General features: G+C 69.5%; 20 protein-coding genes. 17 read left to right on the top strand and 3 right to left on the bottom strand.

All coding sequences use genetic code 11. The annotated features are described in order from the left end of the window. Nucleotides 1-585: 585 nt before the first annotated feature. Nucleotides 586-1,305 (bottom strand): hypothetical protein, encoded by a 720-nt coding sequence (locus ACZ7OH_RS26180; protein ID WP_470283182.1) that lies wholly within the window; start codon nucleotides 1,303-1,305, stop codon nucleotides 586-588. 137 nt (nucleotides 1,306-1,442) lie between these two features. Next, nucleotides 1,443-1,964: a helix-turn-helix domain-containing protein gene (locus ACZ7OH_RS26175; protein WP_470283181.1), complete on the bottom strand. Its 522-nt coding sequence runs from the start codon at nucleotides 1,962-1,964 to the stop codon at nucleotides 1,443-1,445. Nucleotides 1,965-1,989: 25 nt separating this feature from the next. On the opposite strand from ACZ7OH_RS26175, the gene ACZ7OH_RS26170 reads away from it, so the two are divergent. From ACZ7OH_RS26170 to ACZ7OH_RS26095, 16 genes are all read left to right on the top strand, one after another. After that, nucleotides 1,990-2,241 carry an NAD-dependent epimerase/dehydratase family protein gene (locus ACZ7OH_RS26170; protein ID WP_470283180.1) on the top strand — a complete coding sequence of 84 codons (252 nt, stop codon included), beginning with the start codon at nucleotides 1,990-1,992 and terminating at the stop codon, nucleotides 2,239-2,241. Between the two features lie 150 nt (nucleotides 2,242-2,391). After that, entirely contained in the window at nucleotides 2,392-2,532 is a 141-nt protein-coding gene (locus tag ACZ7OH_RS26165; protein ID WP_470283179.1) for a hypothetical protein, read from the top strand. A gap of 267 nt (nucleotides 2,533-2,799) precedes the next feature. Further along, nucleotides 2,800-6,762, top strand: a complete 3,963-nt coding sequence (locus tag ACZ7OH_RS26160) for a Pls/PosA family non-ribosomal peptide synthetase (RefSeq protein ID WP_470283178.1) — start codon at nucleotides 2,800-2,802, stop codon at nucleotides 6,760-6,762. Beyond that, nucleotides 6,759-7,562, top strand: a complete 804-nt coding sequence (locus tag ACZ7OH_RS26155) for a dimethylarginine dimethylaminohydrolase family protein (protein WP_470283177.1) — start codon at nucleotides 6,759-6,761, stop codon at nucleotides 7,560-7,562. The genes ACZ7OH_RS26160 and ACZ7OH_RS26155 overlap by 4 nt, the downstream gene beginning before the upstream one ends. After that, nucleotides 7,559-8,221 carry a BPL-N domain-containing protein gene (locus ACZ7OH_RS26150; RefSeq protein WP_470283176.1) on the top strand — a complete coding sequence of 221 codons (663 nt, stop codon included), beginning with the start codon at nucleotides 7,559-7,561 and terminating at the stop codon, nucleotides 8,219-8,221. The genes ACZ7OH_RS26155 and ACZ7OH_RS26150 overlap by 4 nt, the downstream gene beginning before the upstream one ends. Further along, nucleotides 8,218-9,399 (top strand): heparan-alpha-glucosaminide N-acetyltransferase domain-containing protein, encoded by a 1,182-nt coding sequence (locus ACZ7OH_RS26145; RefSeq protein WP_470283175.1) that lies wholly within the window; start codon nucleotides 8,218-8,220, stop codon nucleotides 9,397-9,399. The genes ACZ7OH_RS26150 and ACZ7OH_RS26145 overlap by 4 nt, the downstream gene beginning before the upstream one ends. Further along, complete coding sequence (locus tag ACZ7OH_RS26140) at nucleotides 9,396-10,130, top strand: BPL-N domain-containing protein (RefSeq protein WP_470283174.1); 735 nt, start codon at nucleotides 9,396-9,398, stop codon at nucleotides 10,128-10,130. The genes ACZ7OH_RS26145 and ACZ7OH_RS26140 overlap by 4 nt, the downstream gene beginning before the upstream one ends. Nucleotides 10,131-10,345: 215 nt before the next feature. Further along, nucleotides 10,346-10,708 (top strand): histone-like nucleoid-structuring protein Lsr2, encoded by a 363-nt coding sequence (locus tag ACZ7OH_RS26135; protein ID WP_470283173.1) that lies wholly within the window; start codon nucleotides 10,346-10,348, stop codon nucleotides 10,706-10,708. 226 nt (nucleotides 10,709-10,934) lie between these two features. Then, the gene (locus ACZ7OH_RS26130) at nucleotides 10,935-11,102 is read left to right on the top strand and encodes a hypothetical protein (protein ID WP_470283172.1); all 168 of its coding nucleotides are present in this window, start codon (nucleotides 10,935-10,937) and stop codon (nucleotides 11,100-11,102) included. Nucleotides 11,103-11,147: 45 nt separating this feature from the next. Beyond that, nucleotides 11,148-11,906, top strand: coding sequence for an SDR family oxidoreductase (locus ACZ7OH_RS26125; RefSeq protein WP_470283171.1), 759 nt, complete (start codon nucleotides 11,148-11,150; stop codon nucleotides 11,904-11,906). Continuing rightward, the gene (locus ACZ7OH_RS26120; RefSeq protein WP_470283170.1) at nucleotides 11,903-12,718 is read left to right on the top strand and encodes an SDR family NAD(P)-dependent oxidoreductase; all 816 of its coding nucleotides are present in this window, start codon (nucleotides 11,903-11,905) and stop codon (nucleotides 12,716-12,718) included. The genes ACZ7OH_RS26125 and ACZ7OH_RS26120 overlap by 4 nt, the downstream gene beginning before the upstream one ends. Nucleotides 12,719-12,778: 60 nt before the next feature. Further along, entirely contained in the window at nucleotides 12,779-13,486 is a 708-nt protein-coding gene (locus ACZ7OH_RS26115) for a hypothetical protein (protein ID WP_470283169.1), read from the top strand. A 31-nt stretch (nucleotides 13,487-13,517) separates the two neighbouring features. After that, a complete protein-coding gene (locus tag ACZ7OH_RS26110) occupies nucleotides 13,518-14,249 on the top strand; it encodes a DUF899 domain-containing protein (RefSeq protein ID WP_470283168.1) in 732 nt (243 codons plus the stop codon). Beyond that, a complete protein-coding gene (locus ACZ7OH_RS26105; RefSeq protein ID WP_470283167.1) occupies nucleotides 14,242-15,195 on the top strand; it encodes a sigma-70 family RNA polymerase sigma factor in 954 nt (317 codons plus the stop codon). Before ACZ7OH_RS26110 ends, ACZ7OH_RS26105 begins: the two co-directional genes overlap by 8 nt. Nucleotides 15,196-15,206: 11 nt before the next feature. After that, nucleotides 15,207-15,440: a hypothetical protein gene (locus ACZ7OH_RS26100; RefSeq protein ID WP_470283166.1), complete on the top strand. Its 234-nt coding sequence runs from the start codon at nucleotides 15,207-15,209 to the stop codon at nucleotides 15,438-15,440. Nucleotides 15,441-15,475: 35 nt separating this feature from the next. Then, on the top strand, nucleotides 15,476-16,177 hold the full coding sequence (locus tag ACZ7OH_RS26095; protein ID WP_470283165.1) for an NAD(P)-dependent oxidoreductase: 702 nt from the start codon (nucleotides 15,476-15,478) through the stop codon (nucleotides 16,175-16,177). 149 nt (nucleotides 16,178-16,326) lie between these two features. Here the strand turns inward: ACZ7OH_RS26095 and ACZ7OH_RS26090 are convergent, their stop codons facing one another. Further along, nucleotides 16,327-16,596 carry a GDSL-type esterase/lipase family protein gene (locus ACZ7OH_RS26090; protein ID WP_470283189.1) on the bottom strand — a complete coding sequence of 90 codons (270 nt, stop codon included), beginning with the start codon at nucleotides 16,594-16,596 and terminating at the stop codon, nucleotides 16,327-16,329. Between the two features lie 59 nt (nucleotides 16,597-16,655). Between ACZ7OH_RS26090 and ACZ7OH_RS26085 the strand changes: the two genes are divergently transcribed. Next, nucleotides 16,656-18,047 (top strand): hypothetical protein, encoded by a 1,392-nt coding sequence (locus tag ACZ7OH_RS26085; protein WP_470283164.1) that lies wholly within the window; start codon nucleotides 16,656-16,658, stop codon nucleotides 18,045-18,047. Nucleotides 18,048-18,055 lie beyond the last annotated feature (8 nt).

The raw sequence follows: 18,055 nt of genomic DNA, 5'->3' as shown, positions 1-18,055 counted from the left end.
CCGCTACGAACGCAAACCCACCCACTACCTCGCCTTCCTTACCCTCGCCGCCGCCATCACCTGCTACAAGAAACTCGCCAAATGAGACAAGCCCTTAGTCGCCAGGTCGTCGATCTTCGTAGACGACGTAGCGCACGACGATGACCTGAACGAGGCGTTCGACCAGTTCAGTGCTCTGTATCCATGGAGCGACCGTTGACGTTGGTCCGGGAGGTGGGCTGACACGTCGAGGTTGAGGTGAAAGTTGCGCGCGAGCCGAAGGTTAGCCACTGCCGTGGCCGTTGTTGAGGCGTACCGGCAAGTACTGCCAGGTGCTGGCACGCGTTGTCACGAGAAGAGGCCGTGGCGATGGTTCCAGGCGAGGTGGAGGGCCGCCGCTGCGCCCGGGGAGAGTCGACCTTCTTCGCGTCGGTAGCGAAGCGTATTTTCTTCGAAAGGCAAAGCGCGAGCCGGGACGGTTCCTTCGGAATTGGTGTTGACGGCGTCGGCGAAGAGGTGGTCGTAGAGGTCGGGGGCGATGACCGCGGCGGTGAGGATGTCTCCGCAGAGGGTCAGGGCGTCGAGGGTGACTCCGAGGCACCAGATCTAGATGTCGCCGGCGTCGAGTGCGCGGTCGAGGATGGCGAAGGGCTCGAGGTCGTTGTAGGCGATCGGGTGGCCGCTGCCGTCGTATTCGTCGTGGCCTAGGAGTTCTTCGGCGAGTTCGCACTGGATGTTGCGCCAGAGGGAGAAGCCCGCGGCGATGGCCGCTGGGAGAACGCTGGAGGGTTGGAAGATCCCGGCGGGGAGGAGATGGGTTATGCCTCCGCCGCCGGCGACTTTGTTGCCGTCACGCTGATGTAGGACCACACTGGGGGAGTCGCCTCCGCGGATGGTCAAGGTTCCGACTGCGCCCATCAGCGGGCGGCGGCTGAGGTCGAACGGGTCTCCGATGAGGGTTCTGAAAGGAAGCCGCCGCCACGGCGGTTTCATGGTGGACAGCTCGTCGTTGTGGTCACGCATCAGGTGCCGCAGGGCAGTTTCGTGCGCAAGGGCTTCGTTGGTGTCCATGGAGTCGAAGAAACCCATGTGTCCGAAGTGCATCCCGATTTCTGGAGTTGTCCAATCGAGGTGCGTCAGGCGGAAGCACAGTCGGTTCTCGAACAGCTTCGGTGGGGTCAGATCACGGATGACGTCGTGGTAGCGGCGGTAGCGATGGCCCGGCGTGGACCAGGGGCGCACGGCCGCCGTCTCGGTCTCGCCGCCGGTTATCTCCGGCGGTGCGGTGTCGGAGGCAAGAGTCAGCGTGATGTCCTGGATCGACACGGCGATTGAGGAATCCAGCTCTGATGGGCGATGACTCCGGTGTTGTGCAGTCCAGGCAGGCGGAAGTCGGGGTAGAGGCCCTCGGCGGTGATCGCTAAAGCTCGCCGCGTGGTGCCAAGGGCGGCCCTGGTCTCGCGTTACCGCTGCTGCTCGCGCTCGACTTCCGGGCTGGGGGAGACCGGTTCATCCGCTCCTGTCGGTGCCATGGGTGTGAGTGTGATGGCTGGAGTCAGGTGTGGCCGTTTGAAACCCAGCTCAGCGATCGGGACGCTGAAAAACTCAGCAAGCAGCTGCTGGTAGAAACGTTTCGGGCACGAGGTTCCTCCGCACTCCCAGCGGTAGACCGACTTCTTGGTCAACGTCAGCTGGGCGTCGTGGCGGGTTGTGGCCAGCCGGTTCAGTTCCTCGGCCAGCTCCTGCTGCGACAGGGCGCGGTTCTCGCGGAGCGCGATCAGCGTTTCGTTGGGTGTGCGGTACGAGGACGAGCCTGCCATGTCCCCACCGTAGGCGACTGACACCGCTTCGTGATCGTCAACGTCCACGGTGTCCCCACCACGTCCACGATTCGGGTACCGCGCGTCCACGGCGCGGGGTCGATCTGTCCCGCCTGCGCTGTTGAACTGGATCTTGTCGTTCCACAGACCGAGGTAGAAGGCCATGGAACCGGCCTCACGAGGAGGGGCCGTGATCGACTCCAGGCGAACAACACCCTTGGGAAAGCAGATCGTGGTCACCGGCGCCGCGGGTTTCATCGGCTCGCACCTGGTCGACTCGTTGACCGAACGAGAATGCCAGGTCATCGGTGTTGACCGGTGGATCGTCACCGACGACCCGTTCGCCGCGCTGAACCTCGCCGTCCCGGCCGAGAATCCGCAGGTCCGCGTGGTGCACGCGGACCTCGCGGAGGCTGACCTGGCCCGCAGGGTGGGCGGTTGACCCTCGCGCAGCAACTGGGGGAAGAGCACCTGGTCGTCGGCTACCGGGGCTGCACCGATCGCTGATCGCCTCTAGCCTGTGGTTCTCGTGCCGCGGACGACGGGTAACCGCGCGGTCGCCGAGTGCGTACGTGCGAGCCGAGGAGCCGTCGTGTCCGACGAGTGGAACCAGTCGGCCGGCCGCACCAGCTCGGCCAGCGTAGCGGCGGCGGGGATCGGCGCGGTCTCCGGAGCGTCGGCGGTGCGGACGGGTGCGGCCGGCGCCCGCACCCGTCCGGGACCGTTCCCGTGAAATCCCCGTGATCCCGCTTCCCCCTTTCTCGGTTTAACAGAGAGCCAACACCCGGCGGCGGCCCGGAGAATTTCGGAACCAACACACCGTTTTCGGACACCGGAATACAAATTCGCGGGTCCTGTGATCATTCCGTGGGACAGATCACTGCTTGTTACTTGCCAACTACGGGCCACCCTGTCGAGGATGGACATGCACGCTAACGGGTGAACGCTTCTGCACCCGTATGGAGTCCTGATGTCGCCTGTTCGAGTGAAAGGGTGTTCGGTGGGGTTCACGGGCTATTCGTCCGATTCCGGGGTCGCGACGGAGGTTCGCGCACCCGATGCCGAGCCGGTGCGGCGATTGCACCATGTCTTCGAGCGCACCGCAGATCGCGTTCCCGATGCCATTGCACTCGAGGCGGACGGCCATTCTTTGACCTACGCCGAATTGGACCGCCGGGCCAACCGGCTCGCCCACCGGCTGCGCGCCGCCGGGATCCGCAGCGGGGCCCGGGTCGCGATCCTCGTCGAGCGGAGCGTGCACACCTACACCTGCCTGCTCGCCGTCGGCAAGGCGGGCGGCGCCTTCGTGCCCATCGATCCCGCGTCGCCCGCGGACCGGGTCGCCTACATCACCGGGGACTCGGCCGTCGACCTGCTCCTGACGACGCCCGACCGCGTGGCCGACGCGCCCTGTCCCACCCTCGACCCCGGGGACGTCGACGGGTTTCCGGACGACCGGCCGGACCTGGGCGACGACGACCTGCTCGACCCGGACCCTAGCGCGTACGTCATCTACACCTCCGGCTCGAGCGGCCGCCCGAAGGGCGTCGAGGTCGCGCAGCGCAGCATCGGCAACTTCCTCGACGTCGTGCCGCGGCTCTACGACGTCCGCCCGGACGACCGCGTCTACCAGGGGATGACGATCTCCTTCGACTTCTCCATCGAGGAGATCTGGCCGACCTGGGCGGTCGGGGCGACGCTCGTCGCGGGCCCGACCGACTCCCGCCGGCTCGGCGCCGAACTCGCCGAATTCCTCGCCGAGCTCCGGATCACCGTGCTGTACTGCGTGCCGACGCTGCTGGCCACGATCCCGCACGAGCTGCCGCTGCTGCGCAACCTCCTGGTGGGCGGCGAGGCGTGCCCGCGCCAGCTCGTGGACCGCTGGGCCCGGCCCGGCCGCCGGATCCTCAACACCTACGGCCCGACCGAGGCCACCGTCACCGCGACCTGGTGCGAGCTGAAGCCCGGCCGCCCGGTCACGATCGGCGTGCCGGTCCCGACCTACTCGGTGGTGCTGCTGGACGACGACCGCGTGCCGGTGCCGCCCGGCGAGGTCGGCGAGATCTGCATCGGCGGCCCGGGCGTGGCCAAGGGGTACGTCGGGCGGCCGGAGCTCACCGCGGACAAGTTCGTCGAGCACGACGGCGAGCGCGTGTACCGGACCGGCGACCTCGGCCGGCTCGTCGAGGGCGGGGAGATCGAATACCTCGGCCGCGCCGACGCCGAGGTGAAGATCCGCGGGCACCGCGTCGACCTCGGCGAGATCGAGAGCGTCCTGATGGCCGACCCGGGCGTCTCCGCGGCGGCCGCGGCGATGGTCGAGGTGACGCCGGGCGCGCCCGAGCTGGCCGCCTACGTCGTGTCCACTTCGGACGAAGACGAAGACGTGCTGTTCCGGCGGCTGCGGGAAAGCCTGCGCGAGCGGGTGCCCGCGTACATGGTGCCGGGCTTCTTCGTGACTCTCCCGGTGCTGCCGATGATGCCCAGCGGCAAGGTCGACCGCCGCGAGCTGCCGGTGCCGTCGGGCCGGAAGCGAACCCTGAACGGGCCGCTGGTCGCCCCGGCGACCCCCACCGAGGAGATCGTCGCGCGGGTGTGGTCGGAGGCGTTCGGCGTCGCACCGGAAGACTTCTCGGTCACCGCGGACTTCTTCACCGACCTCGGCGGCCACTCGCTGCTGGCCGCGACCGTCGTGTCCCGGCTGCGCGAGCACGACCTCGGCGCCGGGATCGCCGTGCGCGACCTCTACGCCCACCCCGACGTCCGGTCGCTGGCCGCGCACCTCGACGCCGGCGAGCCCGCCACCGTGTCGGCGGCCCAGCCGCGCTACGAGCCGATCCGCCACCGCACACGCCGGATCGCCGCAGCCGGGGCCGCCCAGCTCGTCGTGATCTACCTGCTGCTGCTGGTGATCACGCTGCCGGTGGCCTACGTCTACACCTGGAACGACGGCGACGTCTCGGTCCCGGTCCTCGCCCAGCTGCTCGTCGCGATCCTGATCAGCTACCTCGGCGTCCGCTGGCTGGTGCCGCTGCTGCTGATGCGGCCGCTGGCGGCGGGGATCCGGCCTGGCCGCTACCGGCTCTGGGGCTGGACGTACCTGCGGTTGTGGACCCTCGACCTGCTGCTGAGCGTCGGGCCGCTGCCGGTGGTCAGCGGCTCCGGACTGATGCCGCTGTACCTGCGGCTGCTCGGTGCCCGGGTCGGCAAGCGCGCCGTGATCGCCACCAGCTCGATCTCCCTGCCGACGCTGGTGCGCGTCGAGGACGACGCGGCGATCGGCTACGGCGCGGTGCTGCGGCCGTGGCGGGTCGAGGACGGCTGGGTGACCGTCGGCGAGATCACCGTCTGCGCCGGCGCCTTCGTCGGCGCGAACGCCGTGCTGGAACCGGGATCGACGGTCGGGCCCGGGGCCGCGCTCGCCGAGCAGTCCCTGCTCGGCCGCGGCGAGACCGTGCCGGCGGGGGAACGCTGGGCCGGCTCGCCGCCGGCGAAGGTGGCCGCGCTCTCGCCGGTCGTCGAAGACCTGCTGGCGTCGGCCGAGCCGCGCCGCGGCTGGCGCGTGCACCACATCGCGGCGACCCTCCTCGGCCTCGGCGCCCTCGAGGTCGGCGCGATCTGCCTGATCCTCCCGAGCGTGGCGCTGGTGTGGTGGGCGTTGCTCGGCTGGGGCGTGCTCGCCGGCGTCGTCGCCACCGCGCTGGCCGGACCCGTCTTCGTGCTGACCGTCTGCGTGGTGGTCGCCGCCGGCCGCAAGCTGGTGCTGCCGCGGACGCCGGTCGGGATCCACCCGGTGCGGTCCGGGCTCGGGGTCCGCAAGTGGGTCGCCGACAAGCTCCTCGAATTCAGCCTGATGTTCACGAATTCGCTGTACGCCACGCTGTACACGGTTCCGTGGCTGCGGCTGCTCGGCGCACGGGTCGGCCGCGGCGCCGAGGTGTCCACCGCCGGGCACCTCGACCCGGACCTGCTCACCCTGGGCAGCGAAAGCTTCGTCGCCGACATGGCCACGGTCGGCGCGGCGACCTTCGCCCACGGCCGCGTCGCCTTCCTCACCACCGAGGTCGGCCGGCGCGCGTTCGTCGGCAACGCCTCGGTGGTGCCGGCCGGGACGGCGCTCGGCGACGGCTCCCTCGTCGGCGTCGGCACGGTACCGCCGGGGGTGAGCGTCCCGGGCGACTCGTCCTGGCTCGGCTCGCCCGCGATGCACCTGCCACGCCGGCAGGACAGTGGCGACTTCCCCGAAGAGCAGACGTTCCGGCCACCGCGCGAGGTGGTCCGCCGGCGGCTGGCCATCGAGTTCGCCCGGGCGACACTGCCGGCCTCCCTGCTGGGCCTGAGCTTCTACCTGTTCCTGCTGACGCTGTCCGAGCTCGCGGCCGGCCGCGACCTCCCGGTGCCCGCGCTGGCGTCGCCGCTGGTCGCGATCGCGTCCGGGCTCGCCGTCATCGGGTTCTGCGCCGCGACCAAGAACAACGTCGTCGGTGAGTACACCCCGCGGGTCGAGCCGTTGTGGAGCCCGTTCGTGCGGCGCAGCGAGTTCGTCACCGGGCTCTACGAGTCGGCCGCGGTGCCGGCGGGGCTCGGGATGCTCGTCGGCACGCCGATGCTGCCGCCGCTGCTGCGGTGGTTCGGCGCGCGGATCGGGCGGCGCACGTGGATCGGCACGACCTACCTGACCGAGTTCGACCTGGTGCGCGTCGGCGACGACGCCACGGTCGGCACCGAGGTTTCGCTGCAGACGCACCTGTTCGAGGATCGCGTGATGAAGATGTCGGTGGTCACGGTCGGGGCCGGCGCCACCGTCGGCACCCGCGCGATCGTGCTCTACGACGCGGTCGTCGGCGACGGCGTGTCACTCGGCTCGCTGTCGCTGCTGATGAAGGGCGAACACCTCGTCTCGCACACGTCCTGGCGCGGCATCCCCGCGCAAACCCTGACCGCGAAAGGAATCCCGGCTTGAACACGGCCCTGCTGATGTCCGGCGCGCACCACTTCCGGGTCGACTACGAGATCAACCCCTACATGGACACGGCGGTGCAGCCCGACCCCGCGGCCGCCGTCGCCGAGCACGACGCGATCGTGGCCGCGCACCTGGCCGCCGGCCGCAAGGTCGAGTTCCTCGACCCGGTCCCGGAGTGCCCGGACATGGTCTACACGGCCAACGCGGCCGTGGTCCGGGACGGCCGGGCCGTGCTCGCGAACCTGCCGCCCGAGCGCCGCGCCGAGACCCCGCACCACCGGGACTGGTTCACCGCGCACGGGTTCGAGGTCGCCGAGTCGCCGTACGCGTTCAGCGGCCAGGGCGACGCGCTCGCCCACGGCGACCTGCTGCTGGCCGGCCACGGCCAGCGGACCGACCGGCGTGCGCACGACGTCGTCGCCGAGGTCCTCGGGTACGAGATCGTGCCGCTGCGCACGACCGGGCCGCGCTGGTACGACCTGGACCTCGCGGTCGCCGTCGTCGCGCCGGACGTGCTCGCGTACTGTCCGGCCGCGCTCGACGAACTCAGCCGCGGCCGGCTGCGCGAGCTCGGCGGGACGCTGCTCGAGGTCGCCGAAGCCGAGGCCCGGAACTTCGCGCTGAACCTGGTCAGCGACGGTCGCACGGTCACCATGACCGCCGGGGCGCCGGTGCTCGCCGGCGCGCTGCGCGACCTCGGCCTGGACGTCGTCGAACTGGCGACCACGCAGCTGCGCAAGGGCGGCGGCGGGGTCCGCTGCACGGCGCTGACCCTCGACAACCCGCGGCGGTCCGCGTGAAGCTCGCGCTCGTCTACCGCGGTCCCGCCACCGTGCCCGGCTGCCCCGAGGCGGTCGCCGGTCTGCTGCAGTCGTCCCGGCACGGCTTCACCGTTCGCTTCACCGGCCCGGGCGAAGAGGTTCCGCTCACCGCGGAAAGCCTGGCGGAGGCGAGGGTGTACGCGCAGCCCGGCGGCGGCACGCTCGGGCGCGCGTACAAGAAGCTTCGCGGGCACCGCGACATCATCCGCGGCTTCGTCGACGGGGGCGGCCGCTACCTCGGCTTCTGCCTCGGCGGGTACCTCGCGGGCGCGACGCCTGGGTTCGGGCTGCTGCCCGGCGACACCGACCGGTACATCGAGACCGAAGACGCGACCGTCGACGACGACGGGGACGCCGTCGTGCGGGTCCGGTGGCGCGGCCGCCGCCGGAAGCTGTACTTCCAGGACGGCCCGGTGTTCGTCCTCGACCGGCCGGACGCCGCCGACGTGCTGGCGACCTACCCGAACGGCACGATCGCCGCGCTGGTCGCGCCTTTCGGCGCGGGCCGCGTCGGCGTCGTCGGCCCGCACCCGGAGGCGACCCGCGACTGGTACACCGGCGGCGGTCTGCGCCCGCCGCTGCTGCGGTACGGCCACAACCTCGGCCGCGACCTGGTGGACGCGGTGATGGCGAGATGACCGGACCCGTGGCCTCCGCGCGGCTGACCGCGATCGACGCGACGCGCGGGATCGCGTTGCTCGGCATGATGGCGGTGCACTCGCTGCCGGACGAGGCCTCGCCGGGCCACCCGTCGGCGGCGTTCGCGATCTTCGGCGGTCGCGCGGCGGCGACGTTCGCGGTGCTGGCCGGCGTCGGCGTCGCGTTCATGACCGGCCGCGAGCGGGTGCGCCCGGCCGATTTCCGCGGCACCGCGGCGATGCTCGCCGTGCGGGCGCTCGCCATCGGCGCGATCGGGCTCGCGCTCGGCTACACCGACGCCGCGCTCGGCGCGGTGATCCTGCCGTACTACGCGATCCTGTTCCTGTTCGCGATCCCGCTGGTGATGCTGCCGTCGTGGGCGGTCGCGGCGGCCGGCGTCGCGGTCGCCGCCGGCGTCCCGCCGCTGACCCACCTGCTCCAGCCGCACCTGCCCCCGCCGACGCTGCTGAACAACGGCTTCGTTTACGCCGCAACGCATCCCGTGAAGCTGCTGAGCGAGCTGACGTTCAACGGCGAGTACCCGGCGTTGTCGTGGACGGTGTACCTGTGCGCGGGGATCGTGATCGGCCGGCTGTCGCTGCGGAAGCTCAAGGTCGCCTCCGGCCTGCTGGGCACCGGGCTGGTGCTGGCCGTCGGCGCCGCGACGGTGTCATGGGTGCTGCTGCACCACTACGGCGGGCTGACGGCGATCTGGTCCGCCCAGCCCGGCAGCAACCTCACCGTGCCGGAGACGACCGAGCTGCTCAACCTGGGCGGCGACGGCACGACCCCGACGTCGACGGCGTGGTGGCTCGCGGTCGACGCGCCGCACACCGGCACCGCGCCCGATCTGGTCGGCACCACCGGGTGTGCGATGGCCCTGCTGGGGCTGATGCTCCTGCTCGGCCGGGTGGTGCGGCCCGCCGTCCTCGCGCCGCTGTCCGCGGCCGGCAGCATGACGCTGACCTTCTACACCGCGCACATCATGTTCCTGAACTCCGACTACGACGTCTACAGCCCGGCGGTCGGGTACTGGCTGCAGGTGGCGGCGGTGCTGGTCGTGGGCCTGGCCTGGCGGGCGACGGCCGGGAAGGGACCGCTGGAGGCGCTCGTCACGGCGCTGGCGAAGCGGGCGAAGCAGCGTGTCGTGCGTCGCCCCGTCCTGGAGCCGGCGTGACCGGGCTGTCCCGCCGGGCCCTGCTGACCGGCGTCGCCGCGGCCGGCCTGCTGGCCGCGTGCGGCGGCAGCCCGGACACCCGCCCGCTGGCCCTGGTCTACCGCGGCGACGGGGCGACCGACCCCTGCTCGGAGGCCGTCGCCGCGATGCTGCGCGCGCACCCGCGGGGGTTCCGGGTCGAGTACTGCGGCCCGGACCAGGCGATCCCGCTGACCACGCAGGCGCTGGCGGGCGCGACGCTGTACGCCCAGCCGGGCGGCGGCGGCCTGGACGACGCGTGGCGGGTGATGCGCCGCCACGCGGACGTGATCAAGACCTACGTCAGCGGCGGCGGCCATTACCTCGGCTTCTGCCTCGGTGGCTACCTGGCGGGCGCGACCCCGGGGTTCGCGTTGCTGCCCGGTGACACCCGGCAGTACATCAGCTCCCGCGGCGCGGAGGTCCGCTCGACGCGGGACACCCTGATCCCGGTGGACTGGGAGGGCCGGCGCCACGAGATGTACTTCCAGGACGGCCCGGAGTTCGTCCTGACCGGCCCGGCGACGGTCCTGGCCCGCTACACGAACGGAACGGTCGCGGCACTGGTCGCGGCCCACGGCAAGGGCCGGGTTGGCGTGGTGGGTCCGCACCCGGAGGCCCCGCAGTCCTGGTATCAGGACGCGAAGGTCCCCGACCCGGGCACCGGACGGCTGGATCTCGGCTTCGCGTTCGTGGACCGGGCGCTGGCCTGATACTCCCGGCGAAGCGGTCCTGGCGAACCTTTCGTCCCACGTGGGCCGCGCTACCGGGCTAACGTCGCCACCCAAGCCGCGGCGGGGTGTACGGAACAGTCCTTCGATGATCTGCCCGTCGCGTAGTGGTACCGCACGCACTGGTCAGCGGCGAGTCTATTCACGATCTGCACGCCACGTCCCCCGGTCCTATCCGAGATGTCGGCGAGGTTGTCGTGGAAGGCGGTGACAGCTACGAGATCGACCTGTCCGACGACAACGCGGCCGCACTGCGCGAGGAACTTGCCCGCTACATCGCGGCCGGGCGACGGACCGGCGGCCGTAAGGTGCGGTTGGCGGCCGGTGAGTCGGCACAGGTGAAGAAGCCCGGCACCGCGGCCACGAATCGCGAACGGTCACGCCAGATCAGGGAGTGGGCCAGCAACAACGGCTACGCCGTGTCCGAGCGCGGCCGCCTGTCTGGCGAGATCATCGAGGCATTCGAGGCCAACGACGGCCAGCCGATCGTCGTCGACGAGCCCGCGCCTGTGGCGCGGAAGCGGGCACCGCGCAAGAAGGTCGCGGCCGCGAAGAAGTAACTGCCAGCCAGGTTGGCCACGCTGAGCGAGGCCAGGCGTGCGCTCTCGCCCCGTGGCTGCCGGGCTTGCCGCCCAACGGCGCCTCGCTCTCGATGCGGAAGGTTTCGCGGTAGGCGGCAACTAGGCCGACCAGCTCGTCCCAATCCTCGGCCGCGATCGGATTGTCCGGACGCGGCCCGAGGCCCGACACCCATTCGGGCTGCTCCCGGATCACCGCGGCGCGTAGGTGTTCGACGCGGTCGGCGATGGCGAGGTTCGTCTCGTGCAGGTACCGCGCGTGCCCGGGATGGTGGCGAACGTGGGCGAAGTCGGGGCGGCCCAGCCAGGGAACGGCACGTACGTGGGCTTCACCACGCTCTCCGCGGCGCTCCAGCTCAGCGGCGGGCGCCGATGACTTTCGCGGTGCGACCGCCTCTGTATGGGTAGGAGGTGGTTGATGATGAGCTCATCGCAGCAGCCGGTGACCACGGCGGTGGTCACCGGCGCCAGCCGTGGGTTCGGCGCGGCGATCGCTGCCGCACTGGTAGGCGGGGGGCACCGAGTCGTCGGCGTCGCGCGCACGGCCGAGGCGTTGGCGGACCTACGCCGGGAACTGGGTGCCAGGTTCGTCCCGGCGGTCGCCGACGCGACCGACGCGGAGACCGCCCGCACCCTGATCGAGCAGCACCAGCCCACACTGCTCGTGCTCAACGCGGGCGCGACGCCCGCCGCCAGCCCGGTGCACGAACAGTCGTGGGAATCGTTCAGCCGCAACTGGCAGGTTGACACCCAACACGCCTTCCACTGGATCCGCGCGGCGCTGCGACACCCGCTGCCGCCCGACAGCCTGGTGGTGGCGATGTCCAGCGGCGCCGCACTGCGCGGCTCACCACTGAGCGGCGGATACGCGGGCGCGAAAGCGATGGTCCGCTTCCTCGCCTCGTACGCGGCGGACGAATCCCGCCGCGCCGCCCTCGGTATCCGCTTCGCCACCGTGCTGCCGCAGATCACGCCGGCCACTGAACTCGGCGCCGCCGGTGTCGCCGCCTACGCCGAGCGCCAGGGCGTCAACACGGCCACCTTCGCGGCAGCACTCGAACCGCTGCTCACACCGGCCATTGTCGGTGCCGAGATCGCGCGACTGTGCGAGGACGTCGGCAATCGGGACGAGCCGCGGGAATACCAGCTCAACGGACACGGACTTCACGCGCTGGCGTGAACCACAAGGAAGAGAAGGATATGTTGCTGGAAAACAAGAATGTGGTCGTCTACGGCGCGGGCGGAGCGGTTGGCGGTGCGGTCGCCCGCGGTTTCGCCGACCAAGGTGCCCGGGTCTTCCTGACCGGGCGGAATCCCGACACGGTCAGCACCGTCGCCAAGGAAATCTCCGCCGCTGGCGGAGCCGTCGAGGCCGCCGTGGTCGACGCGCTGGACGAGAAAGCCGTCGGCGAACACCTCGACGCGGTCATGGCCGCCGCGGGCGGTATCGATGTGTCGTTCAACGCGATTGGAATCTCACCGCGTGGACTGCAGGGAATCCCGCTCGCGGACCTGGCGGTCGACAACTTCATGCGGCCGGTCACGACCTACGCCCAGGCGCACTTCGTGACCGCGAAATCCGCCGCTCGGCACATGATCCCCCAGGGCTCGGGAGTGATCATGATGCACACCCCCGAACCCGCCCGGGTGAGCCTGCCCCTGGTCGGCGGCATGAGTGTCGGCTGGGCGGCGATGGAAGCCCTCAACCGCGCGCTGTCCGCCGAATGGGCACCGCACGGCGTCCGCTCGATCTGCCTGCGCACCACCGGCATGGTGGACACACCGGTCATCGACGTCGTGTACGGGCTGCACGCCGACGCGCTGGGCATCTCCAAGGACCAGTTCACTGCCATCGCCAGCTCGATGACCCACCGCAAGCGCCCCACCGGACTGGCCGAACTCGCCGCGGTCGCGGTGTTCCTCGCCTCCGACCAGGCAGCCGCGATGACCGGAACCGTCGCCAACCTGACCGGCGGACTCATCGTCGACTGACCGCGACACGCCCCGGCCGCCACACCGGCGGCCGGGGCATCCCACCAGAGGAGCAAAACAGTGAACGATCTACTCGCGAACGTGGTCGCCGCACACGGTGGTCTGGACCGGTGGAACCGGATCCGGGCGATCCGCGTCGACGCCGCCATCACCGGGGCCTTCTGGCAGGTCAAGGGAAAGGCTGAGTCCATGAAGGACGTCCACGTCGAAGTGGACACCACCCGGCAACGGCTGACCATGGACTTCCTCGGGCAGAACCGCCGGTCGATCTTCGAGCCCGACCGGGTCGTCCTGCAGCAGGCCGACGGCACGGTTGTCGACGCGCGCGACGACCCGGAGCGGTCGTTCGACGGCCACCAGTTCCAGACGCCGTGGGACGACCTTCATCTCGCGTACTTCACCGGGGAAGCACTGTGGACCTACCTGAATGTGCCGTTCCTGTTCACCTGGCCGGGGTTCGTCTGCGAAGAGATTGCGCCCATCGAGGCCGACGGTGAAACCTGGCGGCGGCTGAAGGTCAGCTTCCCCGACCACATCAAGACCCACACGCGCAAGCAGGTGTTCTGCTTCGGCCCGGACGGGCTGCTGCGCCGCCACGACTTCACCATCGACATCGTCGATCCGGGCACCGAGTCACAGCTGCACGCCGCCGACTACCGGGACATCGACGGCATCATCATCCCGGCCACCCGACGGGCCTACGCCCCCATGGGCGACGACCGGATCGTCTTGGTCGCCATCGATATGGCCGACATCACCGTCGGTTGAGCCGAATTTCCTGCCACCCAAGGACATCGCGATGAACAGCACTCACCAAGCTCGGGCCGTCACGCCAGCGGAATGGGAGGTCGCGCGCCTGCGGCTGTTGGCGAAGGAGCAGGACCTGACCCGTGCCCGGGACGCCCTGGCCGCTGACCGCAGACGGATGCCGTGGCTGAAGGTCGATCAGGAGTACGTCTTCGACGGGCCGAACGGGACGGTCCGCCTGCCCGACCTATTCGACGGCCGCCGTCAGCTGCTGCTCTACCGTGCCTTCTTCGAGCCCGGGGTGTCCGGCTGGCCCGACCACGCGTGTGTCGGTTGTTCGCTGATGGCCGACCAGGTCGCGCATCTCGCGCATCTCAACGCCCGCGACACCACACTGGCCTTTGCCTCGCACGCGCCGCAATCCGACATCGAGCGGGTGAAAGCGCGGATGGGCTGGGCCATACCGTGGTACACGATCACCGACGGCTTCGCCGCCGACCTCGGCGTGGCCGAGTGGTACGGCACGAACGCGTTCGTCCGTGACGGCAACAGCGTCTACCGCACCTACTTCGTCAACGCTCGCGAGCACGAACTGATGGGCGGGACGTTGAACTCCCTCGACTTCACCGCACTTGGACGCCAGGAGGACTGGGAGGACTCCCCAGCGGGTTACCCCCAGGTGCCGCGATTCTCGTGGCTGAACCGACACGATGAATACGGCCCGACCGAGCCAGCCAGCCCTGCACCGTCGACCCAGGGAGCGGATCATGCACAGCATGACTGAGCCCCAGACCGGCAACGAGGACTTCGGACGCCTGAGCGAACCGTTCCGACGCGAGCTGCTCGCCTACTGCTACCGGTTGCTCGGTTCGGTCGACGAGGCCGAGGAAGTGGTTCAAGACGTCTATCTCCAGGCATGGCGTGCATACGACGGGTTCGAGGGCCGATCGTCGTTGCGTACCTGGCTCTACCGCATCGCGACCAGGGCGTGTTTCAAGGCGCTGGAAAAGAGCAGGCGCAGGCCACTGCCGGCCGATCTCGGCGCCCCCGAGGCGCTCCCGGAGGCCAGGCTGGTTGAGCCGGCCTCGGAGGTGTCGTGGCTCCAGCCGATGCCCGATCTCCTGTTCGCCGCCGCGCCGAGTGATCCGGCAACCGTCGTGGTGCAACGACAGACCATGCGGCTGGCCCTGATCGGGGCGCTCCAGCAGTTGCCACCGCGACAGCGAGCCGTGCTGATCCTGCGTGATGTGCTGCAGTGGCGGACCAGCGAGGTCGCGGAACTGCTGCAGATGACGGCAGCGGCCGTCAACAGCGCGCTGCAGCGAGCGCGTGTGCAGGTTCCGCTCAGTGAGGACGGTCTGACCGAACCCGCAGAACCGCGGCAGCGTGCCCTGCTCGACCGCTATGTCACCGCATTCGAAACCGAGGACGTCGACCAGCTCGTCTCGGTACTGACCGAAGACGCACGATGGGAAATGCCGCCGATCGCGACTTGGTTCGAAGGCCGCGACACTATTCTGGCCTTCCTGCTCAGGCAGATGCGGATCGTCGGTCCAGCCAAACTGGTGGCCACCTCCGCGAATGGGCAGCCCGCCTTCGCGGTGTACGCCCGCGGCGGTGACGGTGTGCTCCGTCCACACGCGCTGCACGTACTGACCGTCACCGCCGAGGGTGTCAGCCGGATCGTCGCGTTCCACGGCTCCGCGTTGTTTCCGCGGTTCGGACTCTGATCAGGAAACGCATGGCCGGACCGGAGAACTTCGACCAGCACGACGCCGCGCTGCACGCACAGCTGCGGCTGTTTTGCCAACTCATGCTCGGTTCGGCCGACGCCGCCGACTGCATGATTCAGCAGATCTACCGTTGCGCCCTCGATCACCATGACGAGCAGGAGAATTGCCCATCGGAACACGTTCGGCTGTTCCGTATCGCGGCCGCCCTTTGCGGGGTCCGTCGGCAAGGCCGGCGCGAGTAGAAGTTCGACTATTCCTTTGTGCGAACAGGAGAATCATGCAAATCGGAGTTATCGGTGCCACGGGCACCATCGGCAGTCGAGTCGTCACGGAGGCGCTCGACCGAGGGCATCGGGTCACGGCGTTCAGCCGCGACATTTCCGGCGTTCAGGACAGCCGGGAGAACATTCTCTGGCGGAAGGTCGATGTCACCGATGCCGCCGGTGTCGCCGCGGTCCTCCCTGGTCTCGACGTCCTGATCAGCGGATTCGGTGCCGGCAACGCTGCCAAGGACCCGGCTGACGCCGCGGCGCGCGCCATCGCCGACCCGGGCATCTACGCGCGGGTGGCCGCGGCGTTGCTGACCGCACTGGAAAGCCGTCCCCGTCTCCGGCTCGTCGTGGTCGGCGGCGCCGCGAGTCTCGAGGTCAAGCCCGGACTGGTGTTCTCCAGCTCTGACGAGCTGCTCAATGCCGCGATCGACGGCTTTGGCCTGCCAAGGGAATATGCGGCGGTAATGCGCGGCCACGGCGACGCGCTGAACCTCTATCGCACCTCGAACCGGCTCTGGACCTACCTCAGTCCAGCCGTGGAAATCGCCCCCGGCGAACGCACTGGCCGGTTCCGGATCGGTGGCGACCAACCCGTCCTGGACGCCGAGGGTCGCAGTCGCATATCCGCGGAGGACGCGGCCGTCGCCGTTCTCGACGAAGTCGAGGCGCCGCGTTTTGTGCAGCGCCGCTTCACCGTCGGCTACTGAGCGTGGGCTGATCGCGCGGCGTTGTGACACTCAACGTCACCCGCTGAGTGATCGTCCCTCACCCGTTCAGGTGGAGGCCATCGCTCGGCCGACGGAACCGGACAGGACGAGGCCGGCTGCGGTCAACACGGTCAACGGTGGTCGTTCGGTCAGAGCAGGGTGAGATCGTTGGCATCAGCCATTGCCTGATAGCCGGTGTTGTTGGGGTGCAACCGATCGCCGGAGTCGTGGGTCGGGTCTGGTTTTTCGCCCATGGCTCCAGCCAGGTCGATGACCGCGTCGTGCGCGCCCGAGTTTCGGATCCAGGTATCCACGGCGGCGTGTTTGGCCTCGCTGCGCGGTGTGGCGAAGCCCGATCCCCGCATCGGCAGCAGCGTCGCCCCAACCGCTCGAAGGCCCGTGGTGCGGGTGTGGCCGATCAGGTCGCGGTGTCCGACACGGTTTTACCGCATCTGAGGCGGTCGAGACGCTGGAGCCCGTGGGTGAGGCCAGCGACCGGCCGCGCTGGTACGGCGAGGCCGGTCGGGCCTATGCCCGCGCGCTGCAGGTTTCCCCGCCGGACGAGCCGGATCGTCCGGTCGGGTCGGAAGCCGATACGCCGCTGGTGCTGCACGCGCGTGCGCTGCTAGCGGTGCTGGGACGCATCCATACCCGCACCCGGCCACCGGCCGAGCTGTTCACCGAGCTTGTCGCCCTGGAACAGCGCGGCTGGCTCGCCGACCTGCCGCGGCTGCCTGCGGGGTGTGACGGGGGCATACTCGCCGAAGCCCTGACGGTGCTGCTGCTGACGCCGGCCGCTGATCTTGCCGAGGCAGCGACGCTACTGCGGCGGCTACCTCAGTTCGCTCACGACGCTGCCCAGGAGTCCCGCATCGCCGTTGCCGGATGGGTGCACCGACGCTACCCGCTGGGACCTCGCCACCGGCCGGACTTGGGTCCTGACCTCGTCGCCGATCGCCTGGTCCTTGACACCCTTCGCCGCCGCCCGCAGCTGCTTCGTGATCAGGATGCTCCTGCCGCGGCGCCGGTGCTGGTTCGTGCCTCCACCACTTATGATGATGCGCTCGAACAGCTCATCATTCTGCTCGCCCGCCAAACCAGCCAGCTCCCCGAAGCACTCGCCGCAATCCTGGGCACCGGCGTCACCGGCCACCTGCTTGACCGCGCTCTGGCAGGTTTGATCAACACCAACGTCGCCGATGACGTCCACGCCCGCGAACGGCTCCTCGAACTCAACCCGCCAGCAGAGTTTCCCCACCTACGCGCTGCCCAAAGCCAGCTACTCGTCACCCACTATCGCGAACAGGTCGAGTCGGGGCCTGATCGATACCGCCCTGACCTCGCCGGCGCTCTGAACAACCACGGGATCTACCTGCGGGAGGTCGGGCGGTATCGGGAAGCCGCGGAGGTCGCTGAAGAGGCCGTCACGATCTACCGTGGGCTGGCCGATGTCGAGCCTGATCGGTGCCGCCCAATCCTCGCCAGCTCCTTGAGAAACCTCGGGATCTACCGACAGGAGAGAAATGACATCGAGGGCGCGCTTACCGCCAGACGTGAAGCGCTGTCGGCGTGGAGAGCCTGCAGTGAGAAAGATCCACAGCTATACGAAGCAAATTACCGAAGCGAACTGGTGCATCTTTGTCAGCAGTTGGACCTTCTCGACCGCCACGATGAAGCAGTAGCTCTCAGTCTCATGTGCAGGACCCGCCCGTTGGTCGCACCAACGACCACTGAAGCCCTCCTCGGGCGTGCCCGACGAACGGCTCGCCCGCGACGCTGCACGATCATTCGACGTGGCCATCATGTTGCTCCTTTCACAGGTAATCCGCCGGACGTTCAAATTTGCCAATTATCGGCTAAATCGCTGTAGGTTCTCAC

It is taken from the genome of Amycolatopsis sp. NPDC114478, assembly GCF_055633805.1.
This window is presented reverse-complemented; position numbering and strand designations above follow the sequence as displayed.